The organism is Kitasatospora sp. NPDC089797 (assembly GCF_040684795.1).
Classification (GTDB): domain Bacteria; phylum Actinomycetota; class Actinomycetes; order Streptomycetales; family Streptomycetaceae; genus Kitasatospora.
Genome location: NZ_JBFBGS010000048.1, coordinates 15,827 through 33,928, shown reverse-complemented (window position 1 = coordinate 33,928; position 18,102 = coordinate 15,827). Strand labels below are relative to the sequence as shown.

Below are 18,102 nucleotides of genomic sequence, written 5' to 3'. Positions count from 1 at the left end.
CGACTGGTGAATGCCGAATGCTGTATACAGAACTCAGCATGCACAGTGCCGTCAAGGCCTGTGACCGAAATCGCGGAAGGTGCCAGGATGACCGCACGCGTTCCCCGGACCCACCCGTACATCCCCAACTCCGCCCCGGACATCCGCCGTTCGATGCTGGCGGCGGTCGGCGCGCAGGACGTCGAGGAGTTCTACGCCGACATCCCCGCCGGGCTCCGGCTCGACCGCCCGCTGCGACTGCCCGCGCCGTTCACCTCCGAGGCCCGGCTGACCGCCCACCTGGAGGAGCTGCTCGCCCGCAACACCGCCGTCCCGCCCGGCCGTTCGTTCCTCGGCGCCGGCTGCTACCGGCACCACGTCCCGGCCGTGGTCGACGAGATCGTCAACCGCGCCGAGTTCCTCACCGCCTACGCCGGGGAGCCCTACGAGGACCACGGGCGCTTCCAGGCGCTCTGGGAGTACCAGTCGCTGATGGCCGAGCTGCTGGCCGTCGACGTGGTCAACGTGCCGACGTACGACGGCTTCCAGGCGGCGGCCACCGCCCTGCGGATGGCCGGCCGGGCCACCGGGCGCCCCCGGCTGCTGCTGGTCGGCGAGATCGACCCGCACCGGCTGTCCCGGATCCACGACTTCGTGCGGGGCGTGCACCCGGTGGAGCCGGTCGCCGCCGACCCGGCCGCCGTCCGGGCCGCGCTCGCGGGCGGGGACGTCGCCGCCGTGTACGCCCAGCTGACCGACTTCTCCGGCCGGATCGACCCGGCCCTGCCCGAGTACGTCGAACTCGCCCACGCCGCGGGCGCCCTGGCCGTCGTGCACGTCAACCCGCTGAGCCTCGGCGCGCTCGCCCCGCCCGCCGCCTTCGGCGCCGACCTCACCTGCGGCGACCTCCAGCCGCTCGGCCTCCACCCCGGCTACGGCGGCGGCAACGCCGGCTTCATCGGCTCCGCGGACGACCAGCGCCTGGTCGCCGAGTACCCGAGCCGGCTGTTCGGCCTCACCCCGACCGAGGTGCCCGGCGAGTACGGCTTCGGCGACGTGGCGTACGAGCGCACCTCGTTCGCGCTGCGCGAGGAGGGCAAGGAGTGGGTCGGCACCGCCGCCGCCCTGCACGGCATCGCCGCCGGGGTCTACCTGTCCCTGATGGGCCCGCACGGCATGCGCGAGCTCGCCGGGACCGTCCTCGCCCACACCGCGTACGCCCGGCAGCGCCTCGCCCGGGTGCCCGGGATCCGCCTGGCCGACCCCGCGGCGGTGCACTTCGCCGACTTCACCCTGCACTACCCCGACGACCGCCCCGCCCGGGCCGTGGCCGACGCCCTGCTCGCCCGCGGCCTGCACGGCGGCACCCCGGCCGGGCCGCACGAGGGCCGGTACTGCGTCACCGAGCTGCACACCCAGGCCGACCTCGACCACCTCGCCGACGCCCTTGAGGAGATCGTGAAGTGACGGACCGTCAGGACAACCCTCCGGCCACCGACGCGAGGATCGCCGCCAAGCCCGCCCTGCGCCGCTTCCAGCAGGCCCGCTGGGACGAGAAGCTCGTCTTCGAACTGGGCGCCCCCGGTGAACGCGGCGTCCTGCCGCCGCTGCCCGAGCCCGGTGTCACCGCCGCCGTCGGCGACCCGGTCGGGCTGCTGCCCGCCGCGCTGCGCCGCAGCACCCCGCCGGGGCTGCCCGAGATCGGCCAGCAGCAGGTGCTCCGGCACTACCTCCGGCTCTCCCAGGAGAACCTGGGCGCCGACCTCAACGTGGACATCGGCCAGGGCACCTGCACCATGAAGTACAGCCCCAAGGTCAACGACACCTTCGTCCGCGACCCCCGGATCGCCGCCCTGCACCCCGCCCAGGACCCCTCCACCGTCCAGGGCGTCCTCGAACTCGCGCACCGGCTGGAGCAGTTGCTCAAGGAGATCTCCGGGATGGACCGGGTCAGCCTGCAACCGGGCGCCGGCAGTGCCGCGATCTGGACCAACGTCTCGGTGATCCGCGCCCACCACGCCGCCCGCGGCGAAGCGCAGCAGCGCGACGAGATCATCACCACCGCCTTCTCCCACCCCTCCAACGCCGCCTGCGCCAAGACCGCCGGCTACCGGGTGATCACCCTCCACCCGGACGCCGACGGCTACCCCGACATCGACGCGCTGCGCGCCGCCGTCGGCCCGCGCACCGCCGCGCTGCTCGTCACCAACCCGGAGGACACCGGCATCTACAACCCCCGGATCGCCGAGTTCGTCCGGATCGTGCACGAGGCCGGCGGCCTGTGCGCCTACGACCAGGCCAACGCCAACGGCATCCTGGGCATCACCCGGGCCCGCGAGGCCGGCTTCGACCTGTGCCACTTCAACCTGCACAAGACCTTCTCCACCCCGCACGCCTGCGGCGGCCCGGCGGCCGGCGCCTGCGCCGTCACCGCCGAGCTGGCACCCTACCTGCCCGTCCCCACCGTCGAGTTCGACGGCGAGCGGTACCGGCTGGAGTACGACCGGCCGGAGTCGATCGGCAAGATCCGGCCGTACCTGGCCGTCGTCCCCAACCTGGTGCGCGCCTACGCCTGGATCATGTCGCTGGGCGCCGAGGGCCTGCGCGAGGTCGCCGAGACCGCCGTGCTCAACAACAACTACCTGATGGACCGGGTGCGGCGGATCCGCGGCGTCTCCGTCCCGTACGCCAAGGGCCGGCCGCGGGTCGAGCAGACCCGCTACAGCTGGCAGCAGCTCAACGAGGACACCGGCCTGCACAGCGAGGACCTCGGCCTCCGCGCGGCCGACTTCGGCACCCACTACTGGACCAGCCACCACCCGTACGTCACCCCGGAGCCGATGACCCTGGAACCCACCGAGTCCTACTCCCGCGCCGACCTCGACGAGTACGCGGCGATCCTCGCCGAGGTCGCCCGCGAGGCCTACGAGGACCCGGAGACGGTGCGCACCGCGCCGCACCGCTCCACCGTGCACCGGATCCGGCACGAGCCGCTGGACGACCCGGCGGTCTGGTCGGTCAGCTGGCGCGCCTACCGCCGCAAGGTGCTCGGCGAGCGGCCGTGACCACCGCCCCGATCGGGCTGGTGGTCAACCCGGTCGCCGGGCTCGGCGGCCGGGTCGGCCTCCGGGGCAGCGACGGCGCCGACGTCCAGCGCCGGGCGCTCGCCCTCGGGGCCGTCCCGGCGGCGCTGCAGCGCGCCGAGGCGACGCTGCGCCGGCTGCCGCCTCAGGTCGAACTGCTCACCGTGGCGGGCCCGATGGGGGCGTGGTCGGTCCGGGCCGCCAGCCGCGATGCCCGGGTGGTCCACCGGCCCGACCGGGAGACCAGCGCCGCCGACACCCGGGCGGCGGTGCGCGCCCTGGTCGCGGCCGGCGCCGGACTGCTGCTGTTCTGCGGCGGCGACGGCACCGCCCGGGACGTCCTGGACGCGCTTGGCCCGGACCCCCGGACGCCCGTGCTCGGCATCCCGGCCGGGGTCAAGATGCACTCCGCCGTCTTCGCCCTCCACCCGCGCGCCGCCGCCGAGGTGGCCACCGCCTGGACGCGCGGCGCCACCCGCCCGGAGAGCGCCGAGGTGGTGGACCGGGACGAGGCCGCGCTGCGGGCGGGCCTGGTCTCGGCCCGGCTGTACGGCCGGCTCACCGTCCCGGTGCTGCCCGCCCGCGTCCAGCAGCGCAAGACCGGCAGCAGCGGCCCCGACCCGTCCACCGCGACCGGGATCGCCGCCGGGCTCGCCGACCGGGTCGGGCCCGACGGCCTGCTGCTGCTCGGCCCCGGCAGCACCACCCACGCCGTCGCCGCCGCGCTCGGCGCCGCCGGGGCCAGCCTGACCGGCGTCGACCTGATCCGGCTGCGCCCCGACCGGCCGCCGCTGGTCCGGCTCCGGGACGCCCGCGCCGACCAGCTCCGCAACCTGCCCACCGCCCCCTGGATCGTCCTCTCCCCGATCGGCGGCCAGGGGTTCCTGCTCGGCCGCGGCAACCAGCAGCTCACCCCCGCCCTGCTGCGCGCGGCCGGCCGGGAACGGTTGCTGGTCATCGCCACCGAGGCCAAGCTCGCCGCCCTCCAGGGCCGCCCGCTACTGCTGGACACCGGTGACCCGGAGCTGGACGACGCCCTCTCCGGCCACGTCCGGGTGATCACCGGCCGCCGCTCCGGCGCCGTCTACCGGATCTCCGCCTGAACCCGACGCCCGAATCCGACGCCCGAACCCGACGCCCGAACCCACCGCCCCGCCCCACCGACCGACCCGCCCCCGCCCGACGTCCTGCAGAGGAGCTCCCCCCCATGATCGACCTCCACGGAAAGCGCGCGATCGTCACCGGCGCCGCCGCCGGCATCGGCCGCGCCACCGCCGCCCTGCTCGCCGAACTCGGCGCACACGTCGTCCTCGCCGACCTCGACGCCGACCACGGCGAGCAGGCGGCCGCGGAGACCGGCGGCACCTTCGTCCGCTGCGACGTCTCCCGGCGCACCGACTGCGAGCGGCTCGTCCGCACCGCCGTCGGCCACCACGGCGGCGTGGACGTGCTGTTCAACAACGCGGGCATCATCCGGCGGTCCACCGTGTGCGAGATCACCGACGACGACTGGGACGCGGTGATGGCCGTCAACGTGCGCTCGATCATGCTGCTCAGCGGGCTCGTCGTCCCCCTGATGGCCGCCGACGGCGGCGGTTCCATCATCAACACCGGCTCCGGCTGGGGCATCAAGGGCGGCGCCCGGGCCGTCTCCTACTGCGCCTCCAAGGGCGCCGTGGTCAACATGACCCGGGCGATGGCCATCGACCACGGGCCGGACAACATCAGGGTCAACTGCGTCTGCCCCGGCGACACCAACACCGGCATGCTCGCCGAGGAGGCCCGTCAACTCGGCGAGAGCGCCGAGGCGTTCTACACCGACGCCGCCGACCGCCCGCTCGGCCGGATCGGCCAACCCGGGGACATCGCCCGCACCGTCGCCTTCCTGGCCAGCGACGCCGCCGCCTTCGTCAGCGGCGCCGTCATCGCCGTGGACGGCGCCGGAACCGCCTGACCGGCCGCACCGTCCGGCCCCCGTCCGGGGCCGGACGGTGGCCGCGCTGCGGCCGGACGGCGGCCGGTACTCTACGGGACGAACGAGGAAGGGAAAGCCCGATGGCCATCGAGCGGCGTCCGCTGCGCGAGCAGGTGAAGGACGAACTGCTGGAGCAGCTCGGCCGCGGCCGGTTCACCCCCGGCGAGTCCATCAACGAGGTCCACCTCGCCGAAGAACTCGGCGTCAGCCGGACCCCGTTGCGCGAGGCCCTGATCAGCCTGGAGCGCGAGGGCATCATCACCAGCGAGCGGGGCAAGGGCTTCCGCTTCACGCCCACCGGCAAGCAGGAGTTCCTCGACCTCACGGCCATCGTGATCGCCCTGGAGTCACTGGCCCTGCGCACCTCCGACCCCGCCCACCTCGCCGCGATCGCCCCCCGTCTGCTCGCCGAGGCCCGCGCCTTCTCCGCCCCGCAGGCCCCGCACGGCACCATCGAACGCCACGACGACGCCTGGCACGCCCTGTTGCTCTCCGGCTGCGCCAACACCCGGCTGCACGAGATGATCGAGTCGCTGAAACTGACCCTGCACCGCTACGAGCGGATGGTGGTCGGCGACCACGAGATCCTGCGCCGCGCCGCCGAGGAGCACGAACGGATCGCCCAGTGCCTGCTCGACGGCGACCTCGACCGCGCCGTCAGCGCGCTGGAGGCCAACTGGACCAGCGGCATGGAACGCATCCTGGAACGGCTCCCCCCGGTCGGGGCGCGCTGAACCCGCCGTCAGTCCAGGAGTTCGGCCGCTCCCGGGGTGAGCCAGTGCAGCCGTCCGGCCAGGCCGGCCGCCTCGAAGTGCGCGGTGGTCTCCGCCCGGCCCTCGGTGAAGTGCTCCCAGGAGGAGTAGTGGACCGGGACCACCCGGCGGGCGCCGAGTGAGACGGTCAGGGCCGCCGCCTGGACCGCGTCCATGGTGATCAGCCCGCCGCCGCCGAAGGCCCCGATCCGGGCGGCGCCGAGGTGCAGCAGGGCCGTGCCGATGGTGAACTGCGCCCCGATCCGGTCGAGTTCGGGGATGTGGACGGTGTCGCCGGAGACGTAGAGGGCCTCCTCCTCGCCGGGCACCTCGACCACGAAGCCGGTGACGTCGCCGACCGGGCCGTGCTCGCCCGGCGTGCCGGTGATCCGCAGGCTGCGGCCGCCCACCGTCAGGGTGCGGGTCTGCCAGGGCGCCAGGCCGAGCGCACCGCCGCCGAGCCGGGCCGCACCGCTGACCGTGGTCAGCACCGGGCGGTCGGCGAGCAGGGTGCGGCCGGTCGCGTCGAGGTTGTCGGGGTGCTCGTCGTGGCTCAGCAACACCGCGTCCACCGGCGGGAGTTCGGCTGCCGCCAGAGCAGGGCCGCCGGTGCTGCGCAGCACCACCGGGTCGTGCCGGTACTCGGCGGGGGCCGGGTCGAAGACCGGATCGGTGAGCAGCCGCAGGCCACCGACCTCCAGCAGGACGGTCGCGGTGCCGATGTGGGTGGCCGTGATCTTCATGGTGCTCCTCGGTTCGTCGTGCGGGGGTTCAGGGTTCGCTTCCTGCCGCGGCTCAGGGTGTGTTGACGCGGAACCGGCGCCGGTAGTCGCCCGGGGTGGCGCCGAGGTGGTCGCGGAACACCCGGTGCAGGGTCTCCACCGAGCCGAAACCGCAGGCCCGGGCCACGCCGGGCAGCGGGTGGTCGGTGCGCTCCAGCAGCCGGCGCGCGGCCTCCAGCCGCAGCTCCTCCACGTACGCGCCGGGCGTGGTGCCGGTCTCGGCCCGGAACACCCGGGCGAAGTGCCGCTCGCTCATGGTGAGCCGGGCCGCGAGCACGGGCACCGACAGGTCGGCGTCCAGGTGGTCGCCGATCCAGCGGCGCAGTCCCCGCAGGTCGGCCCGGGCGCCGCCGGGGTGGGCCAGCGGGACGCTGAACTGGCTCTGCCCGCCCGGGCGTTGGAGGTACATCACCATGATCCGGGCGATCTCCAGGGCGAGGTCGTCGCCGTGGTCCTCGGCCACCAGGGCCAGGGTGAGGTCCATCGAGGTGGACAGGCCGGCGCTGGTCCACATCCGCCCGGAGCGGACGAACACCGGGTCGGGATCCACCTCGACGGCCGGGTGGTCCGCGGCCAGCCGCTCGGCGGTCGCCCAGTGGGTGGTCGCCCGGTGGCCGTCCAGCAGTCCGGCGGCCGCCGTCACGTGCGCGCCCGCGCAGACCGAGGCGACCCGGCCCACCCCGGGCCCCACCTCCCGCAGCCAGGCCACCACCGCCCGGTCCACCCACGGCACCGGCCCGTGCGGGCCCAGCTCCACCCGACCGGGCACCAGCACCGTGTCGGGCCTCACCCGCGACCGCTCCAGCGTCCGCTCCACCAGCAGCGGCACCCCGGAGAACGTCGGCACCGGCCCGCTGCGTTCCGCGCACAGCCGCACCTCGTACCCGGGCCGCTCCGGCGCCAGCAGCCGGTCCGCGAGCGCCAGGATCTCGGCCGGGCCGGTCACGTCCAGCGCGTTGACCCCGGGGAAGACCGGGATCACGACCAGGTGCGGCAGGCGGGGTGCGTCGTCCATGCCCCCACCTTCGCCCGGCGGCGGGCCTGGCGGCAATGACGGACGTCTGCAGGATCCCGCCACCGGCCCTCGCCCGCTCCGAACCGGCCGGACGACCGGGAGGACCTGGCCGGACGAACGGCCGACCTGGCCGGACGACCGGAACGACCGGGACAGCCAGGACGACCGGACGGCGCGCCCGGCCTACGCCGATGGTCCGGGTCCGCTCCCGCCCTCCGCCCGATTGCCCCTCCCCCGGCCCGGCGCCGCAGGATGGCCCCATGTGGGCGAAGTGGATCGACTGCCGGGTACGCCCCGGTGCACACGCGGCGTTCGCCGCCGGACAGCGCCGCTGGTCGGCCATCGCGGACCAGCCCGGACTGCTCGGCCAGCTGGGCGGCTGGTCCGGCACCGACGGCCGGGCGCTGCTGCTCGCCCTCTGGACGAACGAGGCCGCCCACCGCCACTTCCTGCACGAGCGCCACGACGAGGTCGCCGCCCGGGCCGACCAGCAGGACAGGTGGGACTCCCTCCGGATCGCCTCAGGCCCGGTGGTCCTCACGCTGCCCGGCGCGGCCCCGTCCCTCCCCGACGCCCTCCGACGGGCCGCCCTGCTCCGCGTCGCCGACTGCGAGCTGCGGCCCGGCCGCACCGCGCACTTCCTCACCGTCCAACGCGAGCTCTGGGCCCCCGGCATGGCCGCGACCGGCGGCCTGCTCACCGGCAGCGTCGCCCGCCTCGGCCCCACCCGCTACCTGGTCACCACCCTGTGGACCGACCCCGCGGCGCACACCGCCTACACCGCCGACACCCTCCCCGCCCTGCGCGCCCGCGCGAACGTCCCCGCCGACGTCGCGGCACTGACCGGGCACGCCCTGCCGCTGCACCCCGACTGGCGGGTCCTGCCGCCCTCGGCCCCGGAAAGCCCGTAGCGGCTCCGGCCGACCCGTCGCGGCCGCGGGCCGCGGAAATCCGTTGGAGGTGCCGGGCGGGAACCGGGTAGCGTCCGGTCCCGATGACCGCCACCTGGGACACCATCGCCGACTGGTACGCCGAACTCCTGCGCACCGGCTCCCCGTTGAACGACTTCAACCGGGACGCCCTGCTCGCGCACCTGCCCGACCGGCTGCACGGCCTCCGGGTCCTCGACCTCGGCTGCGGCGAGGGGCTGATCACCCGCGCGCTGGCCGCCCGCGGCGCCACCGCCCTCGGCATCGACCCGACCGCCCGCCTGATCGACCACGCCCGCACCACCGCCACGCCCGGGCCCGGCAGCGCGGTCTACACCGTCGACGACGGGTGCGTGCTGGGGACGGTCGCCGACCGGTCGGTGGACTGGGTCACCGCCGGGCTCTCCCTGAACCACGTGCCCGACCTCGACGCCGCGCTCACCGCCGCACGGCGGGTGCTGAAGCCCGGGGGCCGCCTGGTCCTCAGCCTCCCGCACCCCTGTTTCGAGGCGCCGCACGCCTCCTGGACGCAATCGGCCGACGGCGCGGTGCGCCGGGTGGTCGGCGCTTACCTCGCCGAGGGGTTCCGGCGCTCCGACGACCCCGGGGCCGTCCGCCGGGCCGGTTACCGGCACCGGACGCTGTCCACCTGTCTGACCGCGCTGCTGCGGAGCGGCTTCGCCCCGGAGGCCGTCGACGAACCGGCGCCGCCCGCCCCGGTGGTGGCCCGCTCACCCCGACGCGCCGGGCTCCCGCCGTTCCTGCTCATCCGGGCCCGCGCCCCGCACGACCCGCCGGGTTCAGCGGGCTGAGCCCGGCGCCGGCCCGTCCCGGTGCGGGCTGCCGATGCGGAGCAGGTTGCCGCTGCGGTCGACGAGCGCGAACTCCCGCATCCGGTAGGAGGTTTCGGCCACGTCGGTCAGTCTGCTGCCGGTAGTGGGATCGGCCGGCACGCCGATCCGCGCCCAGTCCCGGTGCAGGGCGTCCGCGTCGCGGACCTGGACGTAGCAACTGCCCGCGGTGGCCAGCGGATCCACCCCCGGATCCCGGCGGAAGTGCAGCTCCACGGTGCCCCGGACCAGGATCAGGTAGCCGTCCGGCCCGTCCCAGCGGCCGCGCTCCTCGAAGCCCAGGCGGCCGTAGAACTCCAGCGTCTCGTCCAGGTCCCGGCTCGGCAGGACCGGCACCGCGTACTCGTCCATGCGATCACCTTACCGTCCGCCCCCGCCGCTGACTTGACGTACTGTCAGAGATCTGCGCACAGCACGCGTGACGACGGACGAGAAGAGGACCGACATGCCCCGCCCCGCCCACATCGCCATGGTGAACGTCCCGGCGCACGGCCACGTCCACCCCAGCCTGGAGGTGATCCGGGAGCTGGTCGCCCGCGGCCACCGGGTCAGTTACGTCAACGACCCCTCGTTCACCGAGCAGATCGAGTCCACCGGAGCCCGGTTGGTGCCCCACGAAACGGGCCTGGCGATCCTCAAGGGTGCCGCGGTCCGGCCCGGCGCCAACATGCACGGCCTGCTCTTCGACGAGGCCCGGGCGATGCTGCCGCGGATGCGGGAGGCATTCGAGGACGACCGGCCCGACCTCGTCCTCTACGACTTCATGGCGTACGCGGGACGGGCCCTGGCCGAGGGCTGGGGCGTGCCGTCCGTGCTGCTCGCGCCGTCCCGGATCGCCTGGGACGTCTCCGACTCGGAGGCGTTCCAGACGGTCGTGAAGGCCCTCAAGGCGGAGGGGATCCCGGAGCGCTTCGCGCAGTGGCTGGCCGAGAACGGGGTGCCCGCGCACGACCTGTTCGCCTACATGATGCGGCCCCGGCGCGGGGTCGTGCTCATCCCGCGGGCGCTCCAGGCCGGGATCGACCGGATCGACCCCGAGGTCTACGCCTTCGCCGGGCCCTGCCTGGGCGACCGGGAGTTCCAGGGCGGTTGGACCCGGCCGCAGGACGCGCAGAAGGTGCTGCTGATCTCGCTCGGCTCCGCCTTCACCCACCAACCCGCCTTCTACCGCGCGTGCCTGGAGGCCTTCGGCGACCTGCCCGGCTGGCACGTCGTGCTCCAGGTCGGCCGGGCGACCGACCCGGCCGAGCTCGGCCCGATCCCGGCGAACGTCGAGGTCCACCCGTGGGTGCCGCAGCTCGCGGTGCTCCGGCAGGCCGACGCGTTCGTCACACACGCCGGGATGGGCGGGTGCAGCGAGGGCCTGTACTGCGGGCTGCCGATGGTGGCGGTGCCGCAGTCCGCCGACCAGTTCGAGAACGCGGACCGGCTGGTCGAACTCGGCGTGGCCCGCCGCGTGGACACCGACCGGGCCACCCCCGAGGCCCTCCGCTCCGCCGTACTGGAGCTGACCTCCGACCCGGCGGTGGCCGCCCGCCTGACCACGCTCCAGGCGGAGGTCCGCGCCGGCGGCAGCGCCTCCCGGGCCGCCGACCTGATCGAAGCCGCCCTGGCCTGACGGCCGACGCCGCGGCCCCGCCGCCCGGGGACCGGGGGGCGGGGCCCGCCCGGGCCCCCCCCCCCCCCCCGGCCGTCCGTGCGGTCAGACCAGCAGCTTGTCCTTGGCCTTCTGGTACTCCTCGGCGGAGATGGCGCCGCGGTCCCGGAGGTCCGCCAGCCGCGCCAGGTCCTCGACGTGGCTGCGGCCGCCCCCGCCGCTCCCGTCACCGCCCTCCGCCGGTGTCCCGGCGGCGGCGTCCCGGATGTAGGCGCGGACCGCCGCATCGGCCTTCTGGGCCTGTTCGACGTCCCGCTTCCCCATGTCCTGGCCGCGGACGATCAGGTACGCCAGGATGCCGATCAGCGGCAGGATGATCACCAGTACCAGCCAGCCGGCCTTGCCCCACCCGCTCAGGTCGTGGCTGCGGAAGATGTCCGTGATGATCTTGAACAGCAGGAAGAACCAGAGGATCCACAGGAACAGCTCCAACATCGTCCAGAAGATGTTGAGCACCGGGTAGTCCACTGCCAGCGATGCGGCCAAGGCGTTGGTGTCCATGGGATGAGTCATACCATCGCAAAACGGACATGGCCGCGCGGTGTTCCGCCGTTCCAGTGATCTTCGGGTTCAGGGGGAATAACGGGAGGTCCTGGTGACCTCAGCCCCGCCCCGCCCGCCGGCGCAGCTCCACCGCCAGCCCGATCAGCTCGCCCCACCAGGCGTCGTGCCCGGACAGCAGCAGCCGCTGCGCCTCGGCGACCGGGACGGCCCGGACCTCGACCACCTGCTCGCCGTCCGCCGGGTTGGTCGGCGTGGAGTCCAGCTCCACCTCGCCCCAGCCCCAGAGCCAGGCCTTGTCCGGGTGCGGCTGCCACGGCCGGTACGGCACCGCGTCCTCGGTGTGGCAGCGGTGCGCACCCAGCCAGCCCGGCTCGCCGAGCAGTCGGGCGCCGGCCTCCTCGCGCAGCTCGCGCGCCAGGCAGTCGGTGACCGACTCGTCCCGCTCCCGGGTGCCGCCGGGCAGGAACCAGTGGTTCCGGTCGTCCCGGCAGAGCACCACGCCGCCGTCCGCGAACCCGACCAGGTGGATGTTGGTGACCAGCCCGTCCGGCGGCAGCAGGGTCGAGAACTGGGCGTCGTAGCGGCCCCAGGCCCAGTACTGCGGCGCGTGCAACGCCGGGAACAGGGCGGCGAGTTCGGCGGCTTCGGAAGCCGCGGCGGTGTCGGCTCTGCCGGAGGCGTCGGTGTCGGTGCGGTCCGTGGTGTCTGTCATTCCGTGATCGTAGTGCCGGCCGGGAAACGGCGGGGGGCGCCTTGGTGGACGAGGGCGATGTCGGAGGTGGAGATGGCGCGCGGTCGGCGGCGGTGCTGGTCGGTCGGGGCGTCGACCCAGCTGCCGAGCGAGATCTCGGCGGTGATGCCCGGTCCGAAGCCGGCGATCAGGCCGGTGGTGCCCTCGGTCGCCCCGCCGTCGGCGAACAGCCGGGCGAGGGCGTCGAAGACGACGGCGCTGGCGATGTTGCCGCGCTCGGTGAGCGTGGCCCGGCTGTAACGGAACCGCTCCGGCGGCAGGTTGAGGAAGTGGCACAGGTCGTCCAGGATCCGCGGGCCGCCGGCGTGCACGATGTAGAAGCCGAGCCCGGAGACGTCCCAGCCGTGCTGCCCGGCCAGCGTGCGCAGCGCGGGGGCGAGCATCTCCATGGTGCCGGGCACCCGCTTGTCCAGCTGGAAGTGGAAGCCGGTGTCCTTGACCCCGTAGGAGATCCAGTTCTCGGTGTCCGGGACGAGGTGCGAGCCGTTGCGTTCGACGTGCACCCCGGTGCCGCCCTGGCCGCGCATCACCACGGCGGCGACGGCGTCCCCGAACAGGCCGTTGGAGAGCAGCGAGCCGACGCCGAGGTCGCTCGGCTGGTAGCAGAGGGAGCAGAACTCGCAGGCGACGATGAGCACGTTGGCGCCCGGGTAGGCGCGGCAGAAGTCGTGCGCGCGGTTGACGGCGGCGCCGCCGGCCGCGCAGCCGAGCTGGGCGATCGGCACCTGGCGGGTGTCGGAGCGGAAGCCCATGGTGTTGATCAACCAGGCGGTCATCGAGGGCATCATGAAGCCGGTGCAGGACACGTAGAGGATCAGGTCGATGTCCCGGGCGCCCAACTCGGCGTGGCCGAGGGCGCGTTCGACGACCTCGGGGACGCGGCGCTTGGCCTCCCGCTCGTACACCTGGTTGCGGACGGTGAGGCCGGGGTGGGTGAGGGTCTGCTCGATCGGCTGGACCAGGTGCCGGGTGCGCACCCCGGTGTTCTCGATCAGCCTGAGGGCCAGGCCGAGTTGGGGGTGGCCGGCGTGCAGGGTGCGGGCCAGGTCGAGGGTCTCGTCGAGGGTGATGACGTGCTCGGGTACGGCGATGGCGGGGCGGCAGAGTACGGCCATGGTGATGGGTCTCCCCAGGGTCGGGCTTCGGCGGGGTGGGGGAGCGGGCTACCAGGCGACCGGCAGGGTGCGCGGGAAGCGCCAGATCGAGCCGGAGTTCCAGTCGAGCTCGGCCGGGTCGACGGCCAGTCGCAGGCCGGGGAAGCGGCGGAGCAGGGTGCCGACGGCGACCTGGAGCTCCATCAGGGCGAGGTGCGAGCCGAGGCAGCGGTGCTGGCCGTGGCCGAAGGTCATGTTGACGGGCCCGGCGGTGCGGTCGAGGTCCAGCTCGTCGGGGCGCTCGTAGACCGAGGCGTCCCGGTTGGCGGTCAGGTAGGAGACGTGCACGGGCTCGCCGGCCCGGATCAGCACGCCGCCCAGCTCGACGTCCTCGGTGGCGACCCGGGCGATGCCGACGCCCTGGCGGAACGGGATGAAGCGCAGCAGCTCCTCCAGGGCCGTCGGCAGGGTCTCCGGCCGGGCGCGCAGTTTCGCGAGCTGCTCGGGGTGGGTGAGCAGGGTGTAGGTGATGTTGCTGAGCTGGTAGGTGCTGGTGTCGTGGCCGGTGACCAGCAGGACCATGGCCGTGACGGCGAGTTCGTCCGGGTCGAGCAGGTCCTCGCCGTCGCGGGCGGTGGCGAGGGCGCTGATCAGGTCCTCGCCGGGGTCGGCGCGGCGTTCGGCGGTGAGCGCGGTGAAGTAGGCGCGCAGACCGGCCTTGGCCTCCTCCTGGCCCTCCCTGCTGCCCGGGCCCATCCGCATCATCGCGACCGCCCAGCCGCGCAGCCGGTCGCGGTCCGGTGCGGGGATCTCCAGCAGGTCGCTGATGGTGTGCAGCGGGAGCCGGGCGGAGAGGAAGTGCGCCAGGTCGGCCGGGGCACCGTGCTCCGCCATCTCGTCGAGGTAGCCGTCGACGACGGCCTGGGTGCGGGCGCGCATCCGCTCGACCTGGCGGTTGGTGAAGCCCTGGGCGACCAGGCGGCGGAGCCGGTTGTGCTCGGGCGGGTCCATCAGGTTGATCGACTCGGCCTGGGCGATCGCGGCGGGCGTCATCCGGGGGAGGTCCCGCCCGATGCCGGCGGCGCGGCTGAACCGGCGGTCGGTGGTGACCAGTTTGACGTCCTCGTAGCGGGTGGCCAGCCAGGCCTCGCCCTCGCCGTGCGGCAGCCGGATCCGGGCGACCGGGGCTTCGGTGAGCAGGCGCTTGAGGAGCGGGTCGAACTCCAGGCCGTCGGTGTGGTGGAAGGGGCAGTCCCACACGGGGGTGGTGGTGGTCACGGGCCCGTCCAATCCAGGGTCTTCGTCATGCGGGTGTCATGAGGGTGCGGTGCCGCCCGAACGGTGCTCGGTACGCGGTGAGTTCGGGCGCGGACACACAGATGTTCCCCCATGAACTGGCAAAGATGTGAATCCGATGAACTCTTCCCCCTAATGAGTGAGATGGATGATTGTCATGCGAATTAACCCGCTCATGGGGCGAGTTGGTGATCAGCTGTTCGCACCCGGTGCGACCGGGTCGGTCTCGTGGGGGCACCACCGCTCGGGCCCGGTCGCGCGGGTTCAACTCGGCGGGGATCCGGGCCACATGGGTCCTCCCGTCGACCCGTCGGTCCGGCCCGGCGGAGCCCGCCGCACCGTTGCGCCGAGTGCGTGACGGACACGAGGCGCCCCCGACCGGGACCGCAGGTGCTGCGCCTATCATCGCGCCATGGCCACCGCTGAGCTGATCCGCATCGTCTCCCGCTCCTCGCCCATGGCACTCGCCCAGGTCGACCGGGTCCGCGCCGAACTCGCCGCGCTGCACCCGGGGCTGCGCACCGAGGTGGTGCCCGTCACCACCTCGGGCGACCGCTGGACCGGGGACCTCGCCGCCCTCGGCGGCAAGGGCGCGTTCACCAAGGAGGTCGACGCCGCGCTGCTGGCCGGGGAGGCCGACCTCGCCGTGCACTGCCTCAAGGACGTGCCCGCCGACCGTCCGCTGCCCGCCGGTACCGTGTTCGCCGCCCACCTGCGCCGGGACGACATCCGCGACGCGCTGGTCCACCCCGGCGGCCTGACCCTCGCCGAACTCCCGCCCGGCACCCGGATCGGCACCTCCTCCGTCCGCCGCATCGCCCAACTCGCCGCCTCCCAGCCGCACCTGGAGTGCGTGCCGATCCGCGGCAACGCCAACAGCCGGCTGGCCAAGCTGGACGCCGGGGTGGTCGACGCCCTGCTGCTCGCCGTCTCCGGCCTGGAGCGGATCGGTCTGCCGGAGCGGATCACCGAGGTCCTCGGCGTCGAGGCGATGTGCCCGCCGATCGGCGCCGGCATCCTGGTGCTCCAGTGCCGGGAGGACGACACGGCGACCGTCGAGGCCGTCAGCGGGCTCGGCCACCACGACACCTGGCGCGAGGCGGCGGCCGAGCGGATGTTCCTGCACGTGCTGCAGGGCCACTGCAACAGCCCGATCGCCGGCTTCGCCGAGGCCGGGGCGGACGGCCGGCTCTCGCTGCGCGGCCGGGTCTTCACCCCGGACGGCAAGCGGGTGCTGGACGCCCACGAGTGGGCGGGCGCGCTCGACCCGGAGGACCTCGGCACCTCGGTCGCCCTGGCGCTCAAGCGGCAGGGGGCGCAGGAGCTGATCTCCGGCATCCCGCACTGAGCCGTCCCCCACTGGCCCGTCCCGCGCCGGCATCCCGCACTGAGCTCCCGCGCCGTCCCGCCCCGGCTCCCCGGGTGATCTCTTTGCCCCGATGAACTGTTCCTGCGCTCCCTCAGCTGAGATGATTCCGGCCGGGGAAGAGGCAATTGACGGTGCATCACGCCCGGGGGTGGACGTGGAGGCGTTGAGGCCCACCGATCCGACGGTGATCGGCGGCCGCTACCGGCTGCTGGCCCGGCTCGGCAGCGGCGGGATGGGGATCGTGTACCTGGGGCGGTCGCCCGGCGGGCGGCTGGTCGCGGTCAAGTGCGTGCACTGGGACCTCGCCACCGATCCGCTGTTCCGGCGCCGCTTCACTCTGGAGCTGGAGGCCGCCCGGCGGGTCGGCGGCTTCCACACCGCCCAGGTGGTCGACGCCGACCCGGACGGCGACCCGCCCTGGCTGGTCACCGCCTACATCCCCGGCCCGTCCCTGGAGGCGGCCGTCGCCGCCCACGGCCCGCTGCCCGAACCGGTGCTGCGGGTGCTCGGCGCCGGGCTGGCCGAGGCCCTGGCGGCGATCCACGCGGTCGGGCTGGTCCACCGGGACCTCAAGCCCTCCAACGTCCTGCTCGGCGACGACGGCCCCCGGGTCATCGACTTCGGCATCGCCCGGGCCCTCGACGGCGCCTCGATCACCCGCACCCAGACCGTCATCGGCACCCCCGGCTACATGGCCCCGGAGCAGATCGCGGGCGAGCCGCTGAGCCCGGCCTGCGACGTGTTCAGCCTGGGCCGGGTGCTCTGCCACGCGGCCGGCAGCGACCCGTACGGCGGCGGCAACCCGCAGGTGCTGCTGTACCGGATCATGCACACCGAGCCGGACCTCGCCGGCGTGCCCGAGGCACTGCGCCCGCTGGTCGCCGCCTGCCTGGCCCGCCGCCCGGCGGACCGGCCCACCCCCGCCCGGCTGCTGGAACGGCTCGGGCCGCCCGGGTACGACGGGCCCACCGGCTCCTGGCTGCCGGAGCCGCTGCGGGCGCGGCCCGCCGTGCCGGAGGTGCCGCTGCTGGAGCCGCGGGCCGGGTCGCAGGTGGGGCCGGTCACCGGCGCCTTCGGGCCGCCCGTCCCGCCGCCGGTGCTGCCGACCCGGGTGCCGACCGTGCTGGGCGGGGACCCGTACCGGGTCGACGGCTGGGCGCGGACCGAGGAGGCCGGGGCCCGCCGCCGGGCCCGGCGCCGGCGCTGGGTGCTGCTGCCGAGCGCGCTGGCGCTGGTCGCGGCGGGGGTGGCCGTGCCGCTCTACCTGGCCCGGGACGAGGGCGGCCCCGGCCTGGACAACGGCGGCTTCACGGTCGCCAAGGACGACGGCAGCCCGCCGGACTGCGTGACCGGCGGGAGCGCCGGGGGCTTCGGCGGCGCCGCCCCCGGGACCGCCGCGCCGAGCCCGAACCAGGGCCCGCCCCCGTCCGTCCCGGCCGGCACCCCGCACCCGGCCGGCCTGCTCACCCCGGCCGACCGGGACACCCTGACGCTGGGCAGGTCGCTGGTGCTCAGTTGGGGCAGGACCGGGGCGGTGACGAAGGTCTTCACCAAGCGCGGCGACCAGCCCTGGCAGGGCTCCGGCTGGCTGACCTCCGCCGACTGCACCTTCAAGCCCACCGAGGCCGGGGTCTACCAGTGGGCCGTGGTCGTGGCCAACACCTCCACCGGCAGCATCGGCAGCGGCTGGAGCACCTCCCGCTACCTGAACGTCCAGACGGAGCAGAACCAGGGCACCAACCCGGTCAAGGCCGCGCCCTCGGCCCCGCTCCCGGTCCTCCCGGCGGACCAGCAGGTGGTCAGGGCCGGGCAGCCGGTCGACTTCAGCTGGGCGACGGCCGGCACCAGCTCGACGGTGAACATCCTGGCGCCGGGGACCGACGACTGGGACCACCGGTCCTGGCAGTCGGGGCAGAGCCTGACCTACACGCCGAAGACGCCCGGGGTGTACCTCTGGACGGTCTTCACCACCGGGCCGGGGGACTGCACGGGCGGCCCGATCAGCACCGGCACCTGCGAGAGCGGCGGGAGCGAACAGCGGTACCTGATCGTCCAGTAGTGGAGA

The 18,102-nt window shown here is 74.5% G+C and carries 17 protein-coding genes; 10 read left to right on the top strand and 7 right to left on the bottom strand.

Features of this window, described 5'->3' with window-relative positions; translation table 11 throughout:
* Positions 1–87: 87 nt before the first annotated feature.
* The 5 genes from gcvPA to AB0O91_RS31375 all read left to right on the top strand — a co-directional run bounded on the left by gcvPA (position 88) and on the right by AB0O91_RS31375 (position 5,771).
* Complete coding sequence (gene gcvPA / locus AB0O91_RS31395) at positions 88–1,446, top strand: aminomethyl-transferring glycine dehydrogenase subunit GcvPA (protein ID WP_363440300.1); 1,359 nt, start codon at positions 88–90, stop codon at positions 1,444–1,446.
* Entirely contained in the window at positions 1,443–3,044 is a 1,602-nt protein-coding gene (gcvPB, locus tag AB0O91_RS31390) for an aminomethyl-transferring glycine dehydrogenase subunit GcvPB (protein ID WP_363440297.1), read from the top strand. Before gcvPA ends, gcvPB begins: the two co-directional genes overlap by 4 nt.
* A complete protein-coding gene (locus AB0O91_RS31385) occupies positions 3,041–4,165 on the top strand; it encodes an NAD(+)/NADH kinase (RefSeq protein ID WP_363440295.1) in 1,125 nt (374 codons plus the stop codon). Before gcvPB ends, AB0O91_RS31385 begins: the two co-directional genes overlap by 4 nt.
* Positions 4,166–4,269: 104 nt before the next feature.
* Positions 4,270–5,016 carry an SDR family oxidoreductase gene (locus AB0O91_RS31380; protein ID WP_363440292.1) on the top strand — a complete coding sequence of 249 codons (747 nt, stop codon included), beginning with the start codon at positions 4,270–4,272 and terminating at the stop codon, positions 5,014–5,016.
* A 101-nt stretch (positions 5,017–5,117) separates the two neighbouring features.
* On the top strand, positions 5,118–5,771 hold the full coding sequence (locus tag AB0O91_RS31375) for a GntR family transcriptional regulator (protein ID WP_363440289.1): 654 nt from the start codon (positions 5,118–5,120) through the stop codon (positions 5,769–5,771).
* Between the two features lie 8 nt (positions 5,772–5,779).
* On the opposite strand, the gene AB0O91_RS31370 is transcribed toward AB0O91_RS31375, so the two are convergent.
* Together AB0O91_RS31370 and AB0O91_RS31365 are read right to left on the bottom strand one after the other, a co-directional pair.
* Positions 5,780–6,532, bottom strand: coding sequence for an MBL fold metallo-hydrolase (locus AB0O91_RS31370; RefSeq protein ID WP_363440286.1), 753 nt, complete (start codon positions 6,530–6,532; stop codon positions 5,780–5,782).
* A 52-nt stretch (positions 6,533–6,584) separates the two neighbouring features.
* Positions 6,585–7,586: a GlxA family transcriptional regulator gene (locus tag AB0O91_RS31365; RefSeq protein WP_363440284.1), complete on the bottom strand. Its 1,002-nt coding sequence runs from the start codon at positions 7,584–7,586 to the stop codon at positions 6,585–6,587.
* A 260-nt stretch (positions 7,587–7,846) separates the two neighbouring features.
* Between AB0O91_RS31365 and AB0O91_RS31360 the strand changes: the two genes are divergently transcribed.
* Both AB0O91_RS31360 and AB0O91_RS31355 read left to right on the top strand, forming a co-directional pair.
* Complete coding sequence (locus AB0O91_RS31360; RefSeq protein WP_363440282.1) at positions 7,847–8,497, top strand: DUF4937 domain-containing protein; 651 nt, start codon at positions 7,847–7,849, stop codon at positions 8,495–8,497.
* A gap of 83 nt (positions 8,498–8,580) precedes the next feature.
* Positions 8,581–9,327: a methyltransferase domain-containing protein gene (locus AB0O91_RS31355; RefSeq protein WP_363440280.1), complete on the top strand. Its 747-nt coding sequence runs from the start codon at positions 8,581–8,583 to the stop codon at positions 9,325–9,327.
* Here the strand turns inward: AB0O91_RS31355 and AB0O91_RS31350 are convergent.
* Complete coding sequence (locus tag AB0O91_RS31350; RefSeq protein WP_363440277.1) at positions 9,316–9,717, bottom strand: VOC family protein; 402 nt, start codon at positions 9,715–9,717, stop codon at positions 9,316–9,318. The two genes, AB0O91_RS31355 and AB0O91_RS31350, sit on opposite strands and share 12 nt — an antisense overlap.
* 94 nt (positions 9,718–9,811) lie before the next feature.
* On the opposite strand from AB0O91_RS31350, the gene AB0O91_RS31345 reads away from it, so the two are divergent.
* Positions 9,812–10,984: a macrolide family glycosyltransferase gene (locus AB0O91_RS31345; RefSeq protein ID WP_363440274.1), complete on the top strand. Its 1,173-nt coding sequence runs from the start codon at positions 9,812–9,814 to the stop codon at positions 10,982–10,984.
* Positions 10,985–11,068: 84 nt separating this feature from the next.
* On the opposite strand, the gene AB0O91_RS31340 is transcribed toward AB0O91_RS31345, so the two are convergent.
* From AB0O91_RS31340 to AB0O91_RS31325, 4 genes are all read right to left on the bottom strand, one after another.
* Positions 11,069–11,524, bottom strand: a complete 456-nt coding sequence (locus tag AB0O91_RS31340) for an SHOCT domain-containing protein (RefSeq protein ID WP_363440271.1) — start codon at positions 11,522–11,524, stop codon at positions 11,069–11,071.
* A 100-nt stretch (positions 11,525–11,624) separates the two neighbouring features.
* The gene (locus AB0O91_RS31335) at positions 11,625–12,239 is read right to left on the bottom strand and encodes an NUDIX hydrolase (RefSeq protein WP_363440268.1); all 615 of its coding nucleotides are present in this window, start codon (positions 12,237–12,239) and stop codon (positions 11,625–11,627) included.
* A complete protein-coding gene (locus tag AB0O91_RS31330) occupies positions 12,236–13,393 on the bottom strand; it encodes a type III polyketide synthase (protein WP_363440265.1) in 1,158 nt (385 codons plus the stop codon). The genes AB0O91_RS31335 and AB0O91_RS31330 overlap by 4 nt, the downstream gene beginning before the upstream one ends.
* 48 nt (positions 13,394–13,441) lie before the next feature.
* Complete coding sequence (locus tag AB0O91_RS31325) at positions 13,442–14,650, bottom strand: cytochrome P450 (RefSeq protein ID WP_363440263.1); 1,209 nt, start codon at positions 14,648–14,650, stop codon at positions 13,442–13,444.
* 430 nt (positions 14,651–15,080) lie between these two features.
* Between AB0O91_RS31325 and hemC the strand changes: the two genes are divergently transcribed.
* Together hemC and AB0O91_RS31315 are read left to right on the top strand one after the other, a co-directional pair.
* The gene (gene hemC, locus AB0O91_RS31320) at positions 15,081–16,016 is read left to right on the top strand and encodes a hydroxymethylbilane synthase (RefSeq protein WP_363440260.1); all 936 of its coding nucleotides are present in this window, start codon (positions 15,081–15,083) and stop codon (positions 16,014–16,016) included.
* Between the two features lie 175 nt (positions 16,017–16,191).
* Positions 16,192–18,096: a serine/threonine-protein kinase gene (locus tag AB0O91_RS31315; RefSeq protein ID WP_363440257.1), complete on the top strand. Its 1,905-nt coding sequence runs from the start codon at positions 16,192–16,194 to the stop codon at positions 18,094–18,096.
* The last annotated feature ends 6 nt before the right edge of the window (positions 18,097–18,102 follow it).

Coding starts and splice junctions, on each gene's coding strand:
- gcvPA (WP_363440300.1), top strand. CDS start 88: ATGACCGCACGCGTTCCCCGGACCCACCCGTACATCCCCAACTCCGCC.
- AB0O91_RS31380 (WP_363440292.1), top strand. CDS start 4,270: ATGATCGACCTCCACGGAAAGCGCGCGATCGTCACCGGCGCCGCCGCC.
- AB0O91_RS31375 (WP_363440289.1), top strand. CDS start 5,118: ATGGCCATCGAGCGGCGTCCGCTGCGCGAGCAGGTGAAGGACGAACTG.
- AB0O91_RS31370 (WP_363440286.1), bottom strand. CDS start 6,532: ATGAAGATCACGGCCACCCACATCGGCACCGCGACCGTCCTGCTGGAG.
- AB0O91_RS31365 (WP_363440284.1), bottom strand. CDS start 7,586: ATGGACGACGCACCCCGCCTGCCGCACCTGGTCGTGATCCCGGTCTTC.
- AB0O91_RS31360 (WP_363440282.1), top strand. CDS start 7,847: ATGTGGGCGAAGTGGATCGACTGCCGGGTACGCCCCGGTGCACACGCG.
- AB0O91_RS31355 (WP_363440280.1), top strand. CDS start 8,581: ATGACCGCCACCTGGGACACCATCGCCGACTGGTACGCCGAACTCCTG.
- AB0O91_RS31350 (WP_363440277.1), bottom strand. CDS start 9,717: ATGGACGAGTACGCGGTGCCGGTCCTGCCGAGCCGGGACCTGGACGAG.
- AB0O91_RS31345 (WP_363440274.1), top strand. CDS start 9,812: ATGCCCCGCCCCGCCCACATCGCCATGGTGAACGTCCCGGCGCACGGC.
- AB0O91_RS31340 (WP_363440271.1), bottom strand. CDS start 11,524: ATGGACACCAACGCCTTGGCCGCATCGCTGGCAGTGGACTACCCGGTG.
- AB0O91_RS31335 (WP_363440268.1), bottom strand. CDS start 12,239: ATGACAGACACCACGGACCGCACCGACACCGACGCCTCCGGCAGAGCC.
- AB0O91_RS31330 (WP_363440265.1), bottom strand. CDS start 13,393: ATGGCCGTACTCTGCCGCCCCGCCATCGCCGTACCCGAGCACGTCATC.
- hemC (WP_363440260.1), top strand. CDS start 15,081: ATGGCCACCGCTGAGCTGATCCGCATCGTCTCCCGCTCCTCGCCCATG.